This is a genomic window from Rhizobium sp. 'Codium 1' (assembly GCF_020889605.1).
Taxonomy (GTDB): Bacteria; Pseudomonadota; Alphaproteobacteria; order Rhizobiales; family Rhizobiaceae; genus Allorhizobium; species Allorhizobium algae.
On the sequence record NZ_JAJGPW010000001.1, the window covers coordinates 300,702 to 318,974 of the forward strand.

Below are 18,273 nucleotides of genomic sequence, written 5' to 3' on the forward strand. Positions count from 1 at the left end.
TTGACCGCTCGGTCAAGTCTTGATCTTTTGGGATAGATTGTCAATGACAGGCGGACTTTGCAGAGATGACATCATGGCGAGACTTTCCAGGATCAGCGAAATCCGGCGCAGGGAGCTGCGACATGCCGCCTATTGCGTCCTGCAAACCGAGGGTGTAGCCGGCACGACGCTTGAGAAGGTGGCAGCCTATGCCGGCGCATCGAAAGGCATTGTGTTGCACTACTTCCGCAACAAGGAAGAGTTGTTCGAGCATGCGATGCGCGAGGCGAACGGCGCCTTGCGGCTGGCGGTGGTCAAGCGGCTACGCGATGCCCGCGGCCCGCGAGAAAGGGTGATGGCGATCATCCTTGGGAATTTCGAGGAGGAGTTCTTCAAGCCTTCGATCAGCCATGCCTGGCTGTCGCTTTGCGCAGAAGTCCCACGCGAGCCGCAACTCGCCCGTCTTCAAAAGGTCTTTCATGCCAGAATGCGCTCCAACCTCTTGTCGGCGCTTCAGCAGCTCATGGCTCGCGAGGAAGCCGAGGAATTGGCGCTTGGCATCAGTGCGCTGATCGACGGATTGTGGCTGCGCATGGGGCTTGAGCCCGGTTCGGTGACACGTGAGAGCGCCTTGAAGCAAACACAGCTCTATCTGGACCAGCAACTGAAGCGTCAAACATAGAGATCCGGTTGCGCAACCGGGCTTTCGAACGAGCGGCGAAGACATCGAAATTGGGGAGTTCGTGAGGAGCAGCTTCAGTTGAGACGACGCACAGAACCGTCGCCATTCCCTGCCTTCATGGCCGCTCTCGTCAGCCTGGCCGGCGAAAGCCTTCGCGCGGTGCTATCAGGATTGGTGAGATTATCTGACCGCACATAGGTGGCCGGCCGTGCTTATTGCGCCTTCTGCCGCAGCCAATCGGTCGCAAGCTCCATCAGAAGAACGATCGCGAAGATCACCAGGATGATGGTCGAGGCATTGCGATACTGGAAAAGGTCGAAGGCGACTTTCAGTTCCTGGCCGATTCCCCCGGCGCCGACGAGGCCAAGCACGACCGACGAGCGGACCGCCTTTTCCAGCGCGAACTGCGAAGTGTTGATCAAGGACGGCATGATATCGGGCACAACCGCGCCGGAGAGGACGGAGAACCGGCCGGCGCCAGCGGAGAACAGGGCTTCCTGCGGCTCCTTGTCGGCATCCTCGATCGCTTCGGCGAAGAAGCGTCCACAGAACCCGATCGTATCGATGATGATGGTCATGGTGCCGGCGACGGCGCCAAGCCCGATGGAGGCGACGAAGAGCAGTGCCCAGACCATGTCGGGCACGGTGCGGAACAGCGAGATCATCACCTTGAAGACGTGTCGGAAGGGTCCGATAGGCGACAGCGTGCGCGAGGCGAGCCAGGCAATCGGCAAACTGAGCAGCACGCCGATGACGGTGCCGACAAAGGCGATCTGCAGCGTCTCGATCGTGCGCCAGATGACGCGCATCAGGAAACCGGGTTCCAGGCTCGGCGGCAGCATGCGCTCGATCAGGTTTGCCATTCTCGGAGCGCCGTTGATCAACTGGTTCGGTGTCGGCGCGACCTGCGTGGCCGAGACGATCAAGAGCGCACCAAGAGCGACCAGAACGGCAAAGGCAAAGGGCGAGGCACGGAAGAAGCGGGCGGGCACAGCATCACGCATGGAAGACACCCTCCAGGCGTTCGCGGTCCACATCGGCCACCGGGAGGTCGAAATGTACGCGGCCGGCCTTCAGCGCGACGATCCGGTCGGCGAAGCTCAACGCATGATCCATGTCGTGGGTCGTATAGACCAGCGTGATGCCCTTTTCGCGCACGAGATCGGAAAACAGCGCCATCACGTCGCGGCCCGCCGTCGGGTCGAGGCTGGCAGCCGGCTCGTCGGCGATCATCAGCCTAGGCTTGCGCACCAGGGCGCGGGCAATGGCGACGCGCTGCGCCTGACCGCCCGAAAGTTCGTCGGCGCGCGCGGTCGCCTTGTGGGAAAGATTCACCTGGTCCAGCGCATCCATCGCCTCTTCGCGACTTTCACGCTCGGCAATCGCCTGATGCCAGGCACGCCAGGTGCCGGGCAGTCCGAGCTTGCCGTGAACGACATTGGTCAGCACCGACTGGCGGCGAACAAGGCCATGATGCTGGAAGACGAAGCCGATCTGCTGGCGCATGCGCTTGAGCTGCGACCCGTTTGGCGTGCGGCAAAAGGCTTCGCCAAGCGTCGAGATCTCACCATCGCAGAATGCCGTGTGGCCAATCAGGCACTTGAGCAGCGTCGACTTGCCCACTCCGTTGGCGCCGACAAGCGCCACGCGCTCGCCACTGCGGATTCGGATGTCGACACCGGAAAACACCGGTTTTCCGTTCGCATAGCCCTTCTTCAGGCCCTGCGTGCTGATAACGTCCATCATCTTGTTCTTTCTGCGGATATGGCGAGGGGCCGGCGCTGATCGCGCCGGCCCGATGGCGGGATCGGGGCCAATCCGCTCAGTTGACGAAGTCGTTGAAGGTGTCGACGCCGATCGTGCGATACATCGAGCGGACGTAGTCGTAATCGCTGTCCTTCACATCGGCCAGGAAGAAGCCCCCCTTGAACTTCTGATTGTCGTCGCCGGTGAGCACGGCGGCCATCAGGTCGCTTCCCTGTTCGACAAAGGCGGTGCGGATCTTGGCAACGATCTCTTCCGGCAGATCCTTGCGGGCAACGAGGATGTCGTTCGGCAGGTCGCGGCCACGGGCAAGAACGGCGAAGGCGACGTCCGGGAAGGCTTCGCGGATCGAGTTGAGGTGGCCGAAGTTGAGGCCGATGGCCGCGATGTCGCCACGGATCAGGGCTTCCGCCGCGACGTTGCGGGCGAGGATCACAGGCTCGTAGTCCTCATTGTACTTGATGCCGAAATCGGTGAGCGCCTGGGCGGGACCGAGATGCTGCGAGGTGGAGCCGACCGAACCGAAGGAGACCTTCTTGCCCTTGAGGTCTTCCAGCGAACGGATCGGGCCATTGGCGAGCACGGCGATCTGGGCGAAGTAGTCCGGACGCTGCCAGGCGACGACGATCTCCGGCTGGGCGAGTTCCTTCATGACGACGTATTCGGCAGGACCCGTGAGGACGAGGTCGACCTGTCCGGAATTCAGAGCTTCGACGGCAGAGGTGCGCGAGCTGACCGGAAAGAGCTCGATTTCCAGGCCGGAGGCCTGCTCAAGCGCTTTTTGAAAGCCGCCGAATTCCTGCTGCAGGGCTTCCATGCCCTCGATATCGGTAACAGCGAACTTGATGCTCTCGGCCGCGGCCGGCGCGAGAGAGACCAGAGAGATTGCACAGGCTGCGAGAAGGGAGCGGATCATGATATCTTCCTTTGCTGTATAGACAGGAGCATCTTCTGCGACTATCCCTAGCGACCAGACGTGACGGGCACGTGACAATTTCCGCCCCGGGACGAAAACGAGACAGAGAGACGCGATGACCTGGACCATCCGCAACGGCACCGTGCTGGGCGCCGAGAGGCTCGAACGCACCGATTTCTTCATCGACGGCGGCATACTGTCGGACAGGGGCAATGGCGGGCGCGAGATCGACGCTGACGGCCTGCTCGTCCTGCCGGGCATCGTCGACATCCATGGTGACGGCTTCGAGCGGCAGATCATGCCGCGACCGGGCGTGCGCTTCGACGTCGGCCTGGCACTGCGCGACACCGACCGACAACTGGTGGCCAACGGCATCACCACCGCCTTTCACGGCGTGACTGTGTCCTGGGAGCCCGGCCTTCGGTCCCTGCAGGCCGCCGGCGACTTCGTCACTGCACTTGCCACCGCCCGCCCGCATCTGGCCTGCGACACCCGCCTGCACCTGCGCTGGGAAACCTTTGCACTCGATGCGCTACCGCAGGTGATCGATTGGCTGTCTCTCGACCCGAAGCCGCTCGTGGCCCTGAACGACCATACGACGGGATCGGTGCTGAAGGGCACGATTGCCCGCAAGATCGGCCAGATGGCGGAACGCTCCGGTTTGTCGCGCGACGACTACATGGCGCTGCTCGACAGGGTCTGGGCACGGCGCAAAGATGTGGCCGGTGCCATCGAAGAGCTCGCGGCAGCAGCGCGCGAGAACGGCAACGTGCTGCTTGCCCATGACGAGGCCTCACCCGACGAGCGCCGCACCTTCCGTGCGCTGGGGGCAGTATCGTCGGAGTTTCCGCTGACGCTGGAGACGGCTGCCGAAGCACGCGCCGCCGGCGAACATGTCATCCTCGGCGCGCCCAACGTCGTGCGCGGCGGCAGCCACAATGGCGCGCTTGACGCAACGACGGCAATCCGCGACGGACTTTGCACCGTGCTTGCGTCCGACTACCACTATCCGTCACCCCTCCATGCCGCCTTCCGGCTGGCATCCCCCGAGGATGCAGACTTCGCCAGGGCCTGGCACCTCGTGTCAGCCAATGCCGCTGCCGCTGCCGGCCTTACCGACCGGGGACGGTTCGAGAAGGGAAAACGCGCCGATGTCATCCTCGTCGATGCGAAAGACATCCGCCACCCGAAGGTGGTGGCAACCTTCGTTGGCGGTCGGCTGGTCTATTCGGCACTTACTCTGATAGAGACCGAATCCGCGATTGCCTCGGCTGCCGCCTGAACCGGAAACCATCATGCTCGACACGCCTGAAATCCCAATCACCACCTTCGATGGGCTGGTCTTTGGCCCGCGGAGCAACATGCCGATCTGGCAGCAGATCCGCGACCACATCCTCGGCCTGATCGAAAGCGGGACGTTAAAGCCAGGCAGCCAATTGCCCGGAGAAACGCATCTCGCCGCAAGCCTCGGCGTCACCCGCATCACGCTGCGCCAGGCCCTGCAACAGTTGCAGAACGAGGGGCACCTGACGGCGCGCAAGGGTGTCGGCATCTTCGTGCGCAGCCCGCCGGCAATCTTCTCCGTCCGCGATGGCCATCCGTTCCGGGAGAATATCGAGACCCATAGCGCGCCCATCACCACCGATACCCGCTTTGTGCGGCGCGAACTCGCGACTGCCGAACTCACAGCGCGGTTGCGCATCGCCGAGGGCGCAGACATCATCCACCTGCGGCGTCTGCGGCTGCTCGGCGACCAACCGGTCTATGTGAACGACAAGTACTTTCCCGCCAGTCGCTTTCCCGATTTCGAGGCGCTCTATGCCGAACGGCAGTCGGTGACGGATGTCTTCCGCGCGAATGGCATCGCTGCCTTCCGGAGGGTCGAGACCCGTATCAGTGGCTGCTTCGCATCGGCGGAGGAGGCTGACAACCTGCGACTGACGCCGGGAACGCCGGTATTTCACCTGAACGCGCGCAACGAGGACAGCAATGGCCGCACGATCGAGTGGACGTCAGGCTGCTGGCCGCTGATGTCGGTCGAGTTCGTTTTTGGGACCCTGGCGAAGTAGCGCGCCAGAACGGGAGCCGATGATTATGCTTCCCGGACCAGCAGCAACAGGACGGACGGCACAGGGGCGTTGCAATCGTCGGCGGCAACAGAATGAGAGGCAGGCGCCAGACGGAAAAGGCTTGTCGCGACAATTTGGCGGCGCATGTTTCAGTCTCCCCTGACTATGGAAAGGGCGCGGTCGAACTCGGCGGGCGCAAGGGTTCTGGGACCGGATAACACGGGGTGAACCGACCTTCAGGTTTGCGCGGATGAGATCAAACTCAGCGCTCGATATGCAAGGTGTAAACTCGCAGAGCATCTCCGCCTGCCCGACCTCAAGACAATTGTCGCCACCCGGCTGATTGAGATCGATGAGCTTGAAATTGCCGACAAGATCGCGACCCAGAACCAGGTAGAGAGCCGGCCGCCGAGGGGCGGACGTCCGACTTCGACAGGTTTGGCTGGGGATCCCTGCGCGTGGTAGAAGATGTAACATTCCGACAGGACAAGTGTCTTCCGGCAGCCCGACATGAAGGCAGCGAGGCATAGCCCTCGTCAAAAATGCCCATGTTCTCGCACGCTGATCCAGTACGCCCCTTGATTGTACACACCTAGAGACAACCGACTGTCACAATTTCGTTGCGGGTTCACATATTTTCGTTTCCTATGTGAGCTGCTTCAAACGAAGCGAGCTCACGCCGGATCGGGAGGATCTGTCGTGGGGCCATGCTTGCCAGCGTTAGCTGGACCAAGTGGAACATCAGGGAGGCACCATGTTCACCAAACGTTTAGCTGCATCCGCAGCGACCCTCGCACTTTCGCTTTCTTTCGGCTTCTCGGCTTTTGCTGCCACGGAACTGCAGTGGTGGCACGCAATGACCGGCGCCAACAACGAGGTGGTCGACCAGCTCGCCAAGGAGTTCAATGAAAGCCAGAGCGACTACACAATCACGCCAGTCTTCAAGGGTACCTATCCGGAAACCCTGAATGCCGGCATCGCTGCATTCCGTTCAAAGCAGCCGCCAGCCATCATCCAGGTCTTCGATGCAGGCTCCGGCGTGATGATGGGCGCTGAAGGCGCCATCGTTCCGGTCGCCGAAGTCCTCCAGAAGGGCGGTTTCGAATTCAACAAGTCGGACTATCTGGCTGGCATCGTTGCCTATTATTCCAAGCCGGATGGCACCATGCTGTCCTTCCCGTATAATTCATCGTCGCCGATCCTCTATTACAACAAGGACGCCTTCACCAAGGCGGGCCTCGACGCGGAAAACCCGCCGAAGACCTGGCCCGAAGTGTTCGAGGCAGCTCGGAAGATCAAGGAGAGCGGCGCTGCACCCTGCGGCATGACATCGACCTGGCTGACCTGGATCCAGACCGAGAACTTCGCCGCCTGGAACAATCTTTCCTATGGCACCAATGAAAACGGCCTTGCGGAAGGCACCGTCGAACTGCAGGTCAATTCGCCGGTCTTTGTCGAGCATTTCCAGTCCATTGCCGACTTGGCCAAGGACGAAGTGTTCCGCTACGGCGGTCGCACGTCTGAAGCGAAGCAGCTCTTCCTGTCGGGCGAATGCGCCATCATGACCGAGTCCTCGGGCGGCCTCGGTGACATCGTCAAGTCTGGCATGAACTATGGCATCGGCCAGCTTCCCTACTACGAAGGCAATGGTCCGCAGAACACCATTCCGGGCGGCGCCAGCCTCTGGGTCTTCGGTGGCAAGAGCGATGAAGAATACAAGGGCATTGCCCAGTTCTTCAACTTCCTGTCGCAGACGGAAATCCAGGCACGCCTGCACCAGGTTTCCGGCTATCTTCCGGTGACCAATGCGGCTTATGAGGCGACGAAGTCGTCGGGCTTCTACGAGAAGAACCCGGCGCGTGAAACGCCCATCCTGCAGATGACCGGCAAGGCTCCGACCGAAAACTCCAAGGGCGTGCGTCTGCCGAACCTGCCGCAGGTTCGCGACATCATGAACGAAGAGTTCGAAGCAATGCTCGCCGGCTCGCAGGACGCCAAGACGACGCTCGACCGCATCGTCGATCGTGGCAATGCAGCCATCGCAGCCGTTTCCAGCAACTGATCTGACCGAATGACGACACTGCCCGCATCGCAACGTGCGGGCAGTGCTTTTCCCTTGGCCGGCTGAGGAGCATCGCCTTGCACACGGTTCACTTCCCGAACAAAATCCTGCCCTACCTGCTGTTGGCGCCCCAGATCATCCTGACGCTGGTCTTCTTTTTCTGGCCGGCAAGCCAGGCGATCTACCAGTCCATGCTCCGGGAAGATCCGTTCGGGCTGAAAAGCACCTTCGTGGGTTTTGCTAATTTTTCCGATATTCTCTCGGATCCGAACTATCTCCATTCGCTCCAGGTCACGATCGTGTTCAGCGCGCTGACGGCTCTGGTGTCGATGGCGGCGGCGCTGCTTCTCGCGACGGCTGCCGACAAGGTCGTTCGCGGCCAGACGTTTTACCGCACGCTTTTGATCTGGCCCTACGCAGTGGCTCCAGCCGTTGCCGGCATGCTTTGGCTCTTCATGTTCAACCCGGCCATGGGAACGCTTGCCTATCTGCTGCGCTCCACCGGCTTCAACTGGGACCCCCTTCTGAAAGGCGACCAGGCGATGACCCTCATCGTCTTTGCCGCCGCATGGAAGCAGATCAGCTATAATTTCCTGTTTTTCGTCGCCGGCCTCCAGGCAATCCCGAAGTCTCTCATCGAGGCGGCCGCGATCGATGGTGCCCGTGGCAGCCGACGCTTCTGGACGATCATCTTCCCGCTTCTGGCGCCGACCACCTTCTTCCTGCTGGTGGTCAATACGGTCTACGCCTTCTTCGATACGTTCGGCATCATCCACGCCGTCACCGGTGGTGGCCCGGCAAAAGCAACCGAAACGCTGGTGTACAAGGTTTACAACGACGGCTTCGTCAACCTGAACCTCGGCTCGTCTGCCGCGCAGTCCGTCATCCTGATGATCATCGTGATTGGCCTGACCGCCTTCCAGTTCCGCTTCGTTGAGAAGCGGGTCCATTACGGCTGAGGACCGGACATGATTGAAAATCGCCCCATCGCCAATCTGATTGGCCACCTGATCCTCGTGATCGGAATCGTCATCGTCGCCTTTCCGATCTACTACACGTTCATCGCCTCATCGATGAGTTCGCAAGATATCATCCGTCCGCCGATGTCACTGTTGCCGGGCGGCCACCTGACCGAAAACTACACCGAAGCCATGTCCGGCGGCGTCGAGCGCGTCGTCGGGGTCAGCCTGGAACGCCTGCTGTTCAACTCGTTCGTGGTCGCGATCGCAATTGCCGTCGGGAAGATCCTCATCTCGTTCCTGTCGGCCTTTGCCATCGTCTTCTTCCGCTTCCGATTCCGAATGTTCTTCTTCTGGATGATCTTCATCACCCTGATGCTGCCGGTCGAGGTGCGCATTCTGCCGACCTACAAGGTGATCGTGGACCTCGGTCTGATTGACACCTATGCGGGTCTCACCTTGCCGCTGATGGCATCGGCAACCGCAACCTTCCTGTTCAGGCAGTTCTTCCTGACGATACCGGGCGAACTGGTCGAGGCGGCGCGGATCGACAATGCCGGTCCCTTCCGGTTCATGAAGGATATCCTGCTTCCGCTTTCGACTACCAACATCGCAGCGCTCTTCGTGATCTTGTTCATCTATGGCTGGACCCAGTATCTCTGGCCGCTTCTGGTCACCAATGATGCCAAGATGAACACGATCATCATCGGCCTGCGCCGCATGGTCGATTTCACCGACGCCTCCACGCCCTGGAACTACGTCATGGTGACTGCGATCCTCGCCATCATCCCTCCCATCCTCGTCGTCGTCCTGATGCAGCGATGGTTCGTCAAAGGTCTTGTGGAGACAGAAAAGTAATGGCTCAGATTGTTTTGAACGATGTCCGCAAGATGTATGGCAATGTCGAAGCCATCAAAGGCGTGTCGCTGGAAATTGCCGATGGAGAACTGGTTGTTCTCGTCGGGCCTTCAGGCTGCGGCAAGTCCACGCTTTTGCGCATGATTGCAGGCCTTGAGGGAATTTCAGGCGGTGAAATTTCGATCGGCGACCGGGTCGTGAACGAGCTGGAACCTTCCGAACGCGACATCGCCATGGTGTTCCAGAACTACGCGCTCTACCCCCACATGACGGTGCGCCAGAATCTGGCCTACGGCCTGAAAAACCGCAACACGCCGAAAGACGAGATCGACCGGCGGATCGAGCAGGCCGCCAAGGCGCTGGAGATCGAGCCGTTCCTCGAGCGCAAGCCGCGGCAATTGTCGGGCGGCCAGCGCCAGCGTGTGGCTATGGGCCGCGCGATCGTGCGCGAGCCTGCCGCCTATCTCTTCGACGAACCCTTGTCGAACCTCGATGCCAAGCTCCGCGTGCAGATGCGCGTCGAGATCAAGCGGCTGCAACGCTCGCTGGCCACGACCAGCGTCTATGTCACGCATGACCAGATGGAAGCGATGACGCTTGCCGACCGACTGGTCGTCCTCAATGCCGGGCGCATTGAACAGGTCGGCACGCCGATCGAACTCTATGAACGTCCTGCCACGACCTTTGTCGCAACCTTTATCGGGTCACCCTCGATGAACCTGCTGCACATGGGCAAGGCGACGGAGAGCTGGTCGATGAAATCAGGCGCGTCGGTTCCACCAGGCACCGCCACCCTCGGCATCCGGCCGGAAGACCTGCACATGATCACGGATGCGCCGGGCGACGAGATCTTCACTGCCAGCGTCAAGGTTGCTGCAGTCGAGCTGGTCGGGGCCGAAAGCTATGTCCATGGAACGCTGGCCGATCGCAGCGACATCGTTTTCCGCGTCGCCGGTCGCTCGCGGATCGAGATGGACGACATGGTCCAGATCGGCGCGAAAGCATCCGATTTGCACTTCTTCGGCAAAGACGGCGTCCGTCTCGACTGAACCACCAGGCGGACGGTGTCATGGGGCAATATTGCCAATTCGGGTTTGTGTGAATCTGAATTGCGTAACGCTGCGCGAACCTCATCGTGCGGTGCGTTTCGATGATTGCCCGGCGCACCCGTCTTTGCATTTAGCCTCGCGTCGCAACTGAGCCGAGTTGCGTTCAGGTTCCTGTCAGCTTTCCGCTCCAGTGCATCGGATCTCTTATCCATGCACGAAAGGAAGCGGGCTTGTTCAAGACGCTTTTGAAGGTCCGGCCGAGGATGCGCAGCGAGTGGCTGTGCATCCTCACCGCAGTCTATCTTCTCATCTTCATGAACGGGACGTTCTGGGACAAGTCCTCAGTCTTCCTGAAGGGCGATGCGCTGGCACTCTTCGCGCTTGGCACTGGACTGCTCGCGGGATTCATTGCGCTCACCGTCACCTTTTCGGCCAAGTACGTGATCAAGCCAGTGCTGATCGTGGTCATCCTGGCAAGCGTCGGGGGAGCCTGGTTCATGGACCGGTTCGGTGTCATCATCGATGGCGAGATGATCCGCAACGCCATGGAGACCAATCAGGCGGAAGCCGGTCACCTCATCACCTCCGCCTTCATCCTTCACATGGTCCTGTTTGGCCTTCTCCCGGCGCTGTTCATCGTCCTGGTGGACATTGTGCATCGGCCGATCCTGAAGAAGGTCGCCGTCAATCTGATGATCATCCTGTCTTGCCTTGTTGTCTTTGGTCTGGCGGGGCTCTCGAACAGCGGCAGCTTCATCTTCAACATTCGCGAGCATCGGGACTGGTTCCGCACGTTGAACCCGGTCTTCCCCATGGCGAGCGCTGCCGGTTTCCTGATCGGGGAAAGCAAGGAGCAGAACATCGTCGTTCAGCCCCTCGGCACCGATGCGAAGGTCGTGGATGCTCCGACGTCCGGACTGCGTAAGCCGCGGGTGACCATCGTCGTGGTCGGGGAGACAGCCCGCGCACAGAATTTCCAACTCGGCGGCTATGCCCGAGAAACCAATCCCGAACTTTCGAAGCGCGACATCGTCTATTTCGACAACACTTCCAGTTGCGGAACTGCGACAGCCGTTTCCGTGCCCTGCATGTTCTCGGTCTACGGCCGCAAGGACTATTCGCACGCGAAGGGGCTGGCCACCGAAGATCTGATGGATGTTCTCACCCATGCCGGGATCAAGACGGAATGGTGGGACAACAATACCGGCGACAAACATGTCGCCGACCGGATCAAGAAGACGGAGTTCTTCAAGTCGAACGATCCGCGCTTCTGCGATGGAGGCGAGTGCCTCGATCAAATCCTGGTCGACGGTCTCGACGCATGGCTCGAGAAGGTCGACGGCGACGCGGTGCTGGTGCTGCACCAGCTCGGCAATCACGGCCCCGCCTACTATCTCCGTTATCCGCAAGACTTCGCGAAATTCACCCCCGACTGCCGCTCCGTCGACTTCGATACCTGCACGCCGGAGACCATCACCAACGCCTACGACAATGCTCTGCTCTATACCGACCATATTCTGTCAGAAGTGATCGACGCGCTCGGCGCCCATGGCGACCGGCTGGACACGGCGATGATCTACATGTCGGACCATGGGGAATCGCTGGGTGAAAACGGTCTTTACCTTCACGGGGCGCCCTACATGTTCGCACCGACCGAGCAGACCCATGTGCCCTTCGTCCTCTGGGTATCGCCGGGCCTGCGGAAATCGTCAGGGATCGACACCTCCTGCCTCGCGGCCAATGCAGAGGCAGCCCATTCGCATGACAACCTCTTTCACAGCGTTCTCGGTCTGATGCAGGTGGACACGCAGGTTCGTGATCCCGCGCTGGATATCTTCGCCGCCTGCCGCACGGGAGCTTCCTCATGACCCATCAGACTGAACAGGCGCCGCTGAAGCAGGCAGGTCTTGCACATCTGTTCTCCGCTGCCGGCTATTCGGCAGGCGGTCTGACACGGCTGGCGAAAGAAGCAGCCTTCCGCCACGAGGTTGTGGCTGGCGCAGGGTTATTGGCCGCCTACGCCATCATGGATGTGACGGCCGCGATTAGGCTGTCTGCGGCTGTGCTGTTTCTCCTTCTAATGGCCATGGAGGCGGTCAACACGGCAATCGAGGAGATCATCGACCGTATCTCGCCCGAAGTGTCCGATACCGGCAAGCATGCCAAGGATCTCGGCTCTCTCGCCGTCTTCTGCCTGATCCTGGCCAATTCCCTGCTGCTCCTGTACGCGCTCTCGATTCACTTCTCGATGTGACGCTGCCGTTGCCGGCCTCGCAGTGTCGGACATCCGCTGAAGCGAGCCCAAGATAGAACAAGGACGCCGCGGGCAGCGGCGTCCTTGTTTGTTATTAGCTGATATCAGAAATCAGGCGATATCGCCGCTGGCAGGCGCGCGCTTGCGGCCGGTGATCATGGCCAGCACCAGGTTCTCGTGGTGCCGGAGGCTGGCATGGATGACGCCTGCAACATGCAAGGCGATCGCCACCAGGAGCAGTTCTGCCAGCGTCTCATGCGTTTCCGCCACCCACTCTATGCCCCAATAGGCATCGGTGGTCTGCATCCAGCCGGTCAGCGCAATGCCACCGACCATCATGATCAGCGCTACGACCATGGCCGCCCCGAGCGGATTGTGGCCCAGGTAACGCTGCTCTTTGTGGCGCAGCATCTCACGGGCATAAGTGAGCGTGCTCTTTGGCGAGCGGATGAACTGAGTGAAGCGGGCGTAACGCGTGCCGGCCAAGCCGAGGACGAGCCGCAGGCCAATCAGGCCCGCGGCTGCATAGCCTGCCACTTCGTGCAGGCTCTGCAACTCGTCCGCCGTCAACCAGCACAAGGCGACACTGCCCGCAAGGCTCCAGTGAAAGAGCCTGACCGGGCGATCCCAGACCTTGACAGTCGACGTCATCGATCAGTCCTCGACCTTCATGTCGACGGACTCGAGCGTCTGCGGGTTGAAATAGGCTTCGACCTTCTCTCCCTTGGCGTTGATGGCATAGGCTTCGTAGCAACCATCTTCGGTCTTGATCGAGCGGACCTTCCAACCTTCGCCTTCGAGCCTGGCCTGCAGGACCTCGCGCGGCTTCCAGTCCGCCATGGCGACGTTGCATTTTTCCGAGGCAAGAGCGGTGCCGCCGAATGCTGCTGCAAGGCTGAGGGCGATGATGATCTTTCGCATGTGATGTGTTCCTTTCCTGTGTTGGACACGGGAAGGAAGATCGATGCCCACGCTGACAGCCACCTGAATAGGTTCATCCAATCTTGCGGCAGGTTCAGCAGCCTGTCAGTTTCGTGAGACACAAGGGATCACAGTCGCTTGGATAGAGGTCATGAGATGCGCGTACTCCTGGTGGAAGACGATGAGATGCTGGGCGATGCTGTAAAGACGCATGTGGACCGTCAGGGCCATGCCGTGGACTGGGCGCATTCGTGCAACGAGGCCGAGGCGAGCCTCGAGGTCGCCACCTATGATCTCATGCTTCTTGATTTGCGGCTGCCGGATGGGAGCGGGCTCGATATCCTCAAGGCTCTCCGCGCCCGTCGCAACGAGATGCCCGTCATCATCATGACGGCACACGACCAGGTGTCTGACCGGATCGCCGGATTGAATGCCGGTGCAGACGATTACCTTGTAAAACCTGTCGATCTCGGCGAATTGCAGGCGCGAATACACGCCGTGTCGCGGCGCTACGGGACACATAAGCTGCCTGATCTCACCATCGGCGGCATCGCGATCTATCCTTCCGAACGACGGCTTACCGCAGAAGACGGCGAGGAGATCCTGCTTTCCTCACGCGAATGGGCCGTGCTCGACCGGTTGATTGCGCGCAAGCGCGCCATCGTTTCCAAGGCACAGATCGAAGAAGCGCTTTATGCCTTCGGGGCGGAGGTTGAGAGCAACACCGTCGAGGTCTATGTCAGCCGCCTGCGCCGAAAGCTGGGCAGGCAAGCCATCGAGACCGTGCGCGGTGTCGGCTACAGGATTTCTGCCGATGCGATTTGAGACCCGAAGCCTTGCCGGACGCCTCGTCTGGTCCCTGTCGATCCTGCTTGCCGTCTTCTGGATGATCGCAGTCGGGCTGTCCATCCATGTGATGCGCGCGGAATTCGACGAGGTCTTCGACAGCGCGCTGCAGGAAACCACTGAACGCCTCGCGCCACTGGTGGTCGACGACTATTTCCGTCGGGATGCCGGCTCCATGCCAAACCGGGTCGGCGCGCTCACTCCGGGCACAACCGACGAATACCTGACCTATCAGGTGCGTGATGCCGCAGGGCGCGTGCTCATGCATTCGCACAATGTCGGGAAGGAGCCGTATCCCGCGCCGCTCACTCCTGGCTTCTGGAGCGGTGATGACAGGCGGATCTTCACCATCGCGACCATCAGCGACACGCTGTTCATACAGGTGGCGGATTCGCTCGCGCATCGCCGCGAGGCCACACTCGAAAGCGCCTTGACGCTTCTCTTGCCGATCCTGCTGCTTTTGCCGCTCGGCATGTTCGCGACCCGCTGGATCGTGGTGCGTGCCACGTCTCCTGTCAACGCATTGCGCGACGCCATCAGCGCACGAGACGGCAACAATCTCGAACCGATCGATCTCAACGGTCTGCCGACAGAGATCGCAACGATTCCCGGTTCGGTGAACACTTTGCTCGCCCGCCTGAAACACGCAATACAGGCCGAACGAGACCTTGCTGCCAACAGCGCCCATGAACTGCGCACGCCACTTGCCGGGGCGCTCGCCCAGATGGAGTTGCTCTCCCAACAGGTAACCGAGCCACAGGACAGGGCTCGATCTGAGCGGGTGCTCGAAGCGCTGCGTCGTTTATCCGCGATGCTCGAGAAGCTGTTGCAGCTCTCGCGCGCGGAAGCCGGCATAGGATTTGCCAGTACACCGGTCGACCTGGTCGCCCTCGTCAAATTGCTTGTCGAGAGCTTTCAGCGCTCTCGCCCGGCGGTGACAATCATCATGGAGCCATCACCCGGCCTATCGGAGCTCATGCGAGCGGTCGACCCTGATGCCTTCGCGATCGCCTTCAACAACCTTCTGGAAAACGCCGCCCACTACGGGACTGACGGTCAGCCGATCACGGTCGCCGTGACGAGGGATGGGCGCATCACCGTGACCAATGCCGTTCCCGCCCCCCTCGCTCCCGACCTGAATGTCTACCGGACGCGTTTCAAACGCGGCCAGACCAGCAAACCGGGATCGGGTCTTGGCCTTGCAATCGTAGACAAACTCATGGCGCAGATGAACGGCACGATGACCTTGCGGAGCGCGGCATTGCAGACCGGGCACACCGGCTTCGAATGCGAGCTCTCATTTCCCGGTACGGGATGATGCTGAAGCTGCTCGACAGCGATCGTTTGCGCCATGACCCCGCGCGGAATGCTCAACGGCTTTCGGTTTCCAGTACGGAGCTGATTGGTCTGAGATCCTCGACCTGATCTCCGACGGCCGTCCAGAGGTGATACAGCGAGCTGGCCGGGATCGTGCGGGCGATCGGCATTTCGTCAAGGTCCAGACAGTCATGCCAGCAGCCATACGGTGCACCCCCCATATAGGCTGCGAGAATGGCAGAGGCCACGTCGTCTGCCTCTGTGCAATATCCCGGCAGGCCAAGTCGCTCATGCAGTGCCATGAAAGCCTTGAGCATCTCCACCTGCGGCCATAGCCGCCGTGACGGGCTGATCGCCTTGCTTGCCGAAACGGCATCCACCAGAAAGGGCGATCCGTCCATGCGCCCGACCGCCAGCGCGGTCGACAACAGGTCCCGGCATATCTTCGTATTGTCGCTGTGGGCGAGGATATCGTGACGGCTTGTCAGCCAGACCCACTCGCACATATGGCCTGGCTCGAGCCGATCGGATCCGTATCGGTCGGCAAGCTCCCATTGAGGACCGAAGAATTCATGCAGTGGCCCATTCGGTCCGACGAGAAAATGCGAGCGCAGGAGAGCGAAAGCCCTGCCTTCGGACCTCATATGCCCCGAGGTCCGGTTGTTTTCGCATAAGGCCAGCGTGGCTTCGAGGTAGTGCATATGCGGGTTCTGGCGGCGTGGAAGCGTGCCATTACTGTCTTCGGTCCAGCCACCGAAAGGATCGATCAGGGTGCGGTCGACCGCGAGGATCGTCTGGTCGATCTGGTGTCTGTAGATCTCCTTCCCGGTGGCCGTCAGCAACCAGGAGAGCGCGAGCAGCACGCAGGCATTGTCGTAGAGATCGCGAACCGGATCGGTGATGAGCTCGGTATGGCGGTTGAAGCTTCTCGCATAGCCGCCGCGCTTCCCGCTGACCCAGGCGACGCGGTGCAGGTTTTCAAAGGCATGCTCTGCCATGGCGAGCGAGGTTGACGGGGCAACTCGGAGATGGGCGGCATGGGCGTGAACATAGATCTGACGGGCCACCGTTCGGGTCCGGACCTCACCTGCCTTCTGGGGCGAACCATCCAGCTCCAGATATTCGACAAATTGCCCGCAAGTCTCATCAAAGCCGGATTTGCTCCACGTCGGCAGGATTTCCTCGATGAAGACGCGTTTCAGTTGCTGGACGCTCATGACCGACCGCCGGGTGAGGCCGCCTTCCTGCTCGTAGCATTCACAAGGCTTCCCCGATGGGATGCATCGTCTCCAGAAGCCTGCTGATCTTGATCGTGGTGAAGTTGGAATAGGTATCCGAGACGGCATATGGCAGCGCGATCAGATCGCCGTGCCGCATTGCACCGCAGGAATAGACGACGTTTGGCACATAGCCCTCGCGCTCTGTCGATTCGGGCTGCAGCAGCGGCTCGACCGTCCGCGACAGGATGATGCTCGGGTCATGCTTGTCGAGCAGCGTCACCCCGATTGCATAGCGCCGCATGGGGCCCACGCCATGCGTGAACAGCAGCCATCCCTCGTCGATTTCAACAGGGGAGCCACAATTCCCTATCTGGACGAACTGCCAGGCGAATTCCGGCTTCTGCAGGAGTTGCCCTTCATCCCAATGAAGCAGATCGTCGGAATAGAGCAGGAAGAGATTTTCACTGTCCTGCCGGGCGATCATCGCATAGCGGCCGTCGATGCGGCGGGGAAAGAGTGCCATGCCCTTGTTGCGGGCGGCGGGTCCTCGCAGCGGCGTAAGGGTGAAGTTGAGGAAATCTTCCGTTTCCAGGAGCTCCGAGCGGATCGAGGAACCGCTATAGGCAGTATAGGTGGCAAAGTAGATCGTCTTGCCTTCGTCCTCGAAAGCGACGAAACGCGCATCCTCGATGCCGTTCGATTGCGCCTCGGTCACCGGAAAGATGACCCGCTCGCTGAGATCGCTTTCGCTTTTGAAACTGAGCCCGATGCAGCCGGCAGGTGCCAGTCCGTCGCTGGCATGGATGTCCGGTAACATCGCCATTTGTGTCGGCGCATCGATGGTGACGGCCCCTTCGGCGTCGATTACGCCGCAGCGGAAGGTGAGCGAGGAGATGTGCCCCTCGCCCACAGCCCTCAGACTGAGGATCACCCGGCGGCTGCCCTCGCCAATGCCGGACTGGTCGGGATGGGGCACGATGCTCGGATTGAACAGGGCGGCGGACTCGAACGAATATTCGTTCATGAAATAGGCCCCGACCAACTGCCTCTGCTGCTGGCTGAACTGTTGATGGTGGATAAAGGCATCCTCCATCGCGTCCGCCCGCAACTCGAACTGTCGCAGCAGATTGCGATGCCGGCCGTCGAAATTGGCAAGAATGTCGCGCAACTGATTGGCGGTCGAAGTCGGGTCCAGAGAGAGAACGCGATCGACGATTTCATTCGCCCGGGTCTTGTCGCGCGGATTGAGATGCCGAGGTTCGGTCGATGGCTTGAACGGGCGCACGATGACGCGTGTCGGATCCGGCTTCAGATAGAGGGCCTGCCGATTGAAGAGGCTGGACTGGGGCAAATTCGATCTTTCGGTATGTTCGATGT

Annotated in this window: 17 protein-coding genes and 1 pseudogene; 11 read left to right on the top strand and 7 right to left on the bottom strand. The window is 60.6% G+C overall.

Annotation, left to right across the window (positions count from 1 at the left end):
- The first annotated feature begins 73 nt into the window (after window positions 1-73).
- Window positions 74-661 (top strand): choline-responsive transcriptional repressor BetI, encoded by a 588-nt coding sequence (gene betI / locus LJE98_RS01465; RefSeq protein WP_229572950.1) that lies wholly within the window; start codon window positions 74-76, stop codon window positions 659-661.
- A gap of 212 nt (window positions 662-873) precedes the next feature.
- Here the strand turns inward: betI and phnE are convergent, their stop codons facing one another.
- The 3 genes from phnE to LJE98_RS01480 form a co-directional block, all read right to left on the bottom strand.
- On the bottom strand, window positions 874-1,665 hold the full coding sequence (phnE, locus tag LJE98_RS01470; protein ID WP_229572951.1) for a phosphonate ABC transporter, permease protein PhnE: 792 nt from the start codon (window positions 1,663-1,665) through the stop codon (window positions 874-876).
- Complete coding sequence (locus LJE98_RS01475; protein ID WP_229572952.1) at window positions 1,658-2,407, bottom strand: phosphonate ABC transporter ATP-binding protein; 750 nt, start codon at window positions 2,405-2,407, stop codon at window positions 1,658-1,660. Before LJE98_RS01475 ends, phnE begins: the two co-directional genes overlap by 8 nt.
- A 76-nt stretch (window positions 2,408-2,483) precedes the next feature.
- Window positions 2,484-3,341 (bottom strand): PhnD/SsuA/transferrin family substrate-binding protein, encoded by an 858-nt coding sequence (locus LJE98_RS01480; protein ID WP_229572953.1) that lies wholly within the window; start codon window positions 3,339-3,341, stop codon window positions 2,484-2,486.
- Window positions 3,342-3,453: 112 nt separating this feature from the next.
- On the opposite strand from LJE98_RS01480, the pseudogene LJE98_RS01485 reads away from it, so the two are divergent.
- From LJE98_RS01485 to LJE98_RS01520, 8 genes and pseudogenes are all read left to right on the top strand, one after another.
- Window positions 3,454-4,623, top strand: a pseudogene (locus tag LJE98_RS01485) (alpha-D-ribose 1-methylphosphonate 5-triphosphate diphosphatase); the annotation flags it as partial.
- Between the two features lie 13 nt (window positions 4,624-4,636).
- Window positions 4,637-5,410 (top strand): phosphonate metabolism transcriptional regulator PhnF, encoded by a 774-nt coding sequence (phnF, locus tag LJE98_RS01490; protein WP_229572955.1) that lies wholly within the window; start codon window positions 4,637-4,639, stop codon window positions 5,408-5,410.
- 754 nt (window positions 5,411-6,164) lie between these two features.
- Entirely contained in the window at window positions 6,165-7,472 is a 1,308-nt protein-coding gene (ugpB, locus tag LJE98_RS01495; protein WP_229572956.1) for a sn-glycerol-3-phosphate ABC transporter substrate-binding protein UgpB, read from the top strand.
- A gap of 77 nt (window positions 7,473-7,549) precedes the next feature.
- Window positions 7,550-8,431, top strand: coding sequence for a sn-glycerol-3-phosphate ABC transporter permease UgpA (gene ugpA, locus LJE98_RS01500; RefSeq protein WP_229572957.1), 882 nt, complete (start codon window positions 7,550-7,552; stop codon window positions 8,429-8,431).
- A gap of 9 nt (window positions 8,432-8,440) precedes the next feature.
- A complete protein-coding gene (gene ugpE / locus LJE98_RS01505; RefSeq protein ID WP_229572958.1) occupies window positions 8,441-9,289 on the top strand; it encodes a sn-glycerol-3-phosphate ABC transporter permease UgpE in 849 nt (282 codons plus the stop codon).
- Window positions 9,289-10,338 (top strand): sn-glycerol-3-phosphate import ATP-binding protein UgpC, encoded by a 1,050-nt coding sequence (locus LJE98_RS01510; RefSeq protein WP_229572959.1) that lies wholly within the window; start codon window positions 9,289-9,291, stop codon window positions 10,336-10,338. Before ugpE ends, LJE98_RS01510 begins: the two co-directional genes overlap by 1 nt.
- A 230-nt stretch (window positions 10,339-10,568) precedes the next feature.
- Window positions 10,569-12,206, top strand: a complete 1,638-nt coding sequence (locus tag LJE98_RS01515; protein ID WP_229572960.1) for a phosphoethanolamine transferase — start codon at window positions 10,569-10,571, stop codon at window positions 12,204-12,206.
- Entirely contained in the window at window positions 12,203-12,592 is a 390-nt protein-coding gene (locus LJE98_RS01520) for a diacylglycerol kinase (RefSeq protein WP_229572961.1), read from the top strand. Before LJE98_RS01515 ends, LJE98_RS01520 begins: the two co-directional genes overlap by 4 nt.
- Before the next feature lie 111 nt (window positions 12,593-12,703).
- Here the strand turns inward: LJE98_RS01520 and LJE98_RS01525 are convergent, their stop codons facing one another.
- Both LJE98_RS01525 and LJE98_RS01530 read right to left on the bottom strand, forming a co-directional pair.
- Window positions 12,704-13,243, bottom strand: a complete 540-nt coding sequence (locus LJE98_RS01525) for a cytochrome b/b6 domain-containing protein (protein ID WP_229572962.1) — start codon at window positions 13,241-13,243, stop codon at window positions 12,704-12,706.
- 3 nt (window positions 13,244-13,246) lie between these two features.
- A complete protein-coding gene (locus LJE98_RS01530) occupies window positions 13,247-13,513 on the bottom strand; it encodes a PepSY domain-containing protein (RefSeq protein WP_229572963.1) in 267 nt (88 codons plus the stop codon).
- A 156-nt stretch (window positions 13,514-13,669) separates the two neighbouring features.
- On the opposite strand from LJE98_RS01530, the gene LJE98_RS01535 reads away from it, so the two are divergent.
- Both LJE98_RS01535 and LJE98_RS01540 read left to right on the top strand, forming a co-directional pair.
- On the top strand, window positions 13,670-14,338 hold the full coding sequence (locus tag LJE98_RS01535; RefSeq protein WP_229572964.1) for a response regulator transcription factor: 669 nt from the start codon (window positions 13,670-13,672) through the stop codon (window positions 14,336-14,338).
- Window positions 14,328-15,677, top strand: coding sequence for a sensor histidine kinase (locus LJE98_RS01540; protein WP_229572965.1), 1,350 nt, complete (start codon window positions 14,328-14,330; stop codon window positions 15,675-15,677). The genes LJE98_RS01535 and LJE98_RS01540 overlap by 11 nt, the downstream gene beginning before the upstream one ends.
- A 52-nt stretch (window positions 15,678-15,729) precedes the next feature.
- On the opposite strand, the gene LJE98_RS01545 is transcribed toward LJE98_RS01540, so the two are convergent.
- Together LJE98_RS01545 and LJE98_RS01550 are read right to left on the bottom strand one after the other, a co-directional pair.
- The gene (locus LJE98_RS01545) at window positions 15,730-16,893 is read right to left on the bottom strand and encodes an AGE family epimerase/isomerase (RefSeq protein WP_229572966.1); all 1,164 of its coding nucleotides are present in this window, start codon (window positions 16,891-16,893) and stop codon (window positions 15,730-15,732) included.
- A gap of 40 nt (window positions 16,894-16,933) precedes the next feature.
- Window positions 16,934-18,247 (bottom strand): glycoside hydrolase family 130 protein, encoded by a 1,314-nt coding sequence (locus tag LJE98_RS01550; protein ID WP_229572967.1) that lies wholly within the window; start codon window positions 18,245-18,247, stop codon window positions 16,934-16,936.
- Window positions 18,248-18,273: the final 26 nt, after the last annotated feature.

Coding starts and splice junctions, on each gene's coding strand:
- betI (WP_229572950.1), top strand. CDS start 74: ATGGCGAGACTTTCCAGGATCAGCGAAATCCGGCGCAGGGAGCTGCGA.
- phnE (WP_229572951.1), bottom strand. CDS start 1,665: ATGCGTGATGCTGTGCCCGCCCGCTTCTTCCGTGCCTCGCCCTTTGCC.
- LJE98_RS01475 (WP_229572952.1), bottom strand. CDS start 2,407: ATGATGGACGTTATCAGCACGCAGGGCCTGAAGAAGGGCTATGCGAAC.
- LJE98_RS01480 (WP_229572953.1), bottom strand. CDS start 3,341: ATGATCCGCTCCCTTCTCGCAGCCTGTGCAATCTCTCTGGTCTCTCTC.
- phnF (WP_229572955.1), top strand. CDS start 4,637: ATGCTCGACACGCCTGAAATCCCAATCACCACCTTCGATGGGCTGGTC.
- ugpB (WP_229572956.1), top strand. CDS start 6,165: ATGTTCACCAAACGTTTAGCTGCATCCGCAGCGACCCTCGCACTTTCG.
- ugpE (WP_229572958.1), top strand. CDS start 8,441: ATGATTGAAAATCGCCCCATCGCCAATCTGATTGGCCACCTGATCCTC.
- LJE98_RS01510 (WP_229572959.1), top strand. CDS start 9,289: ATGGCTCAGATTGTTTTGAACGATGTCCGCAAGATGTATGGCAATGTC.
- LJE98_RS01520 (WP_229572961.1), top strand. CDS start 12,203: ATGACCCATCAGACTGAACAGGCGCCGCTGAAGCAGGCAGGTCTTGCA.
- LJE98_RS01525 (WP_229572962.1), bottom strand. CDS start 13,243: ATGACGTCGACTGTCAAGGTCTGGGATCGCCCGGTCAGGCTCTTTCAC.
- LJE98_RS01530 (WP_229572963.1), bottom strand. CDS start 13,513: ATGCGAAAGATCATCATCGCCCTCAGCCTTGCAGCAGCATTCGGCGGC.
- LJE98_RS01535 (WP_229572964.1), top strand. CDS start 13,670: ATGCGCGTACTCCTGGTGGAAGACGATGAGATGCTGGGCGATGCTGTA.
- LJE98_RS01540 (WP_229572965.1), top strand. CDS start 14,328: ATGCGATTTGAGACCCGAAGCCTTGCCGGACGCCTCGTCTGGTCCCTG.
- LJE98_RS01545 (WP_229572966.1), bottom strand. CDS start 16,893: ATGAGCGTCCAGCAACTGAAACGCGTCTTCATCGAGGAAATCCTGCCG.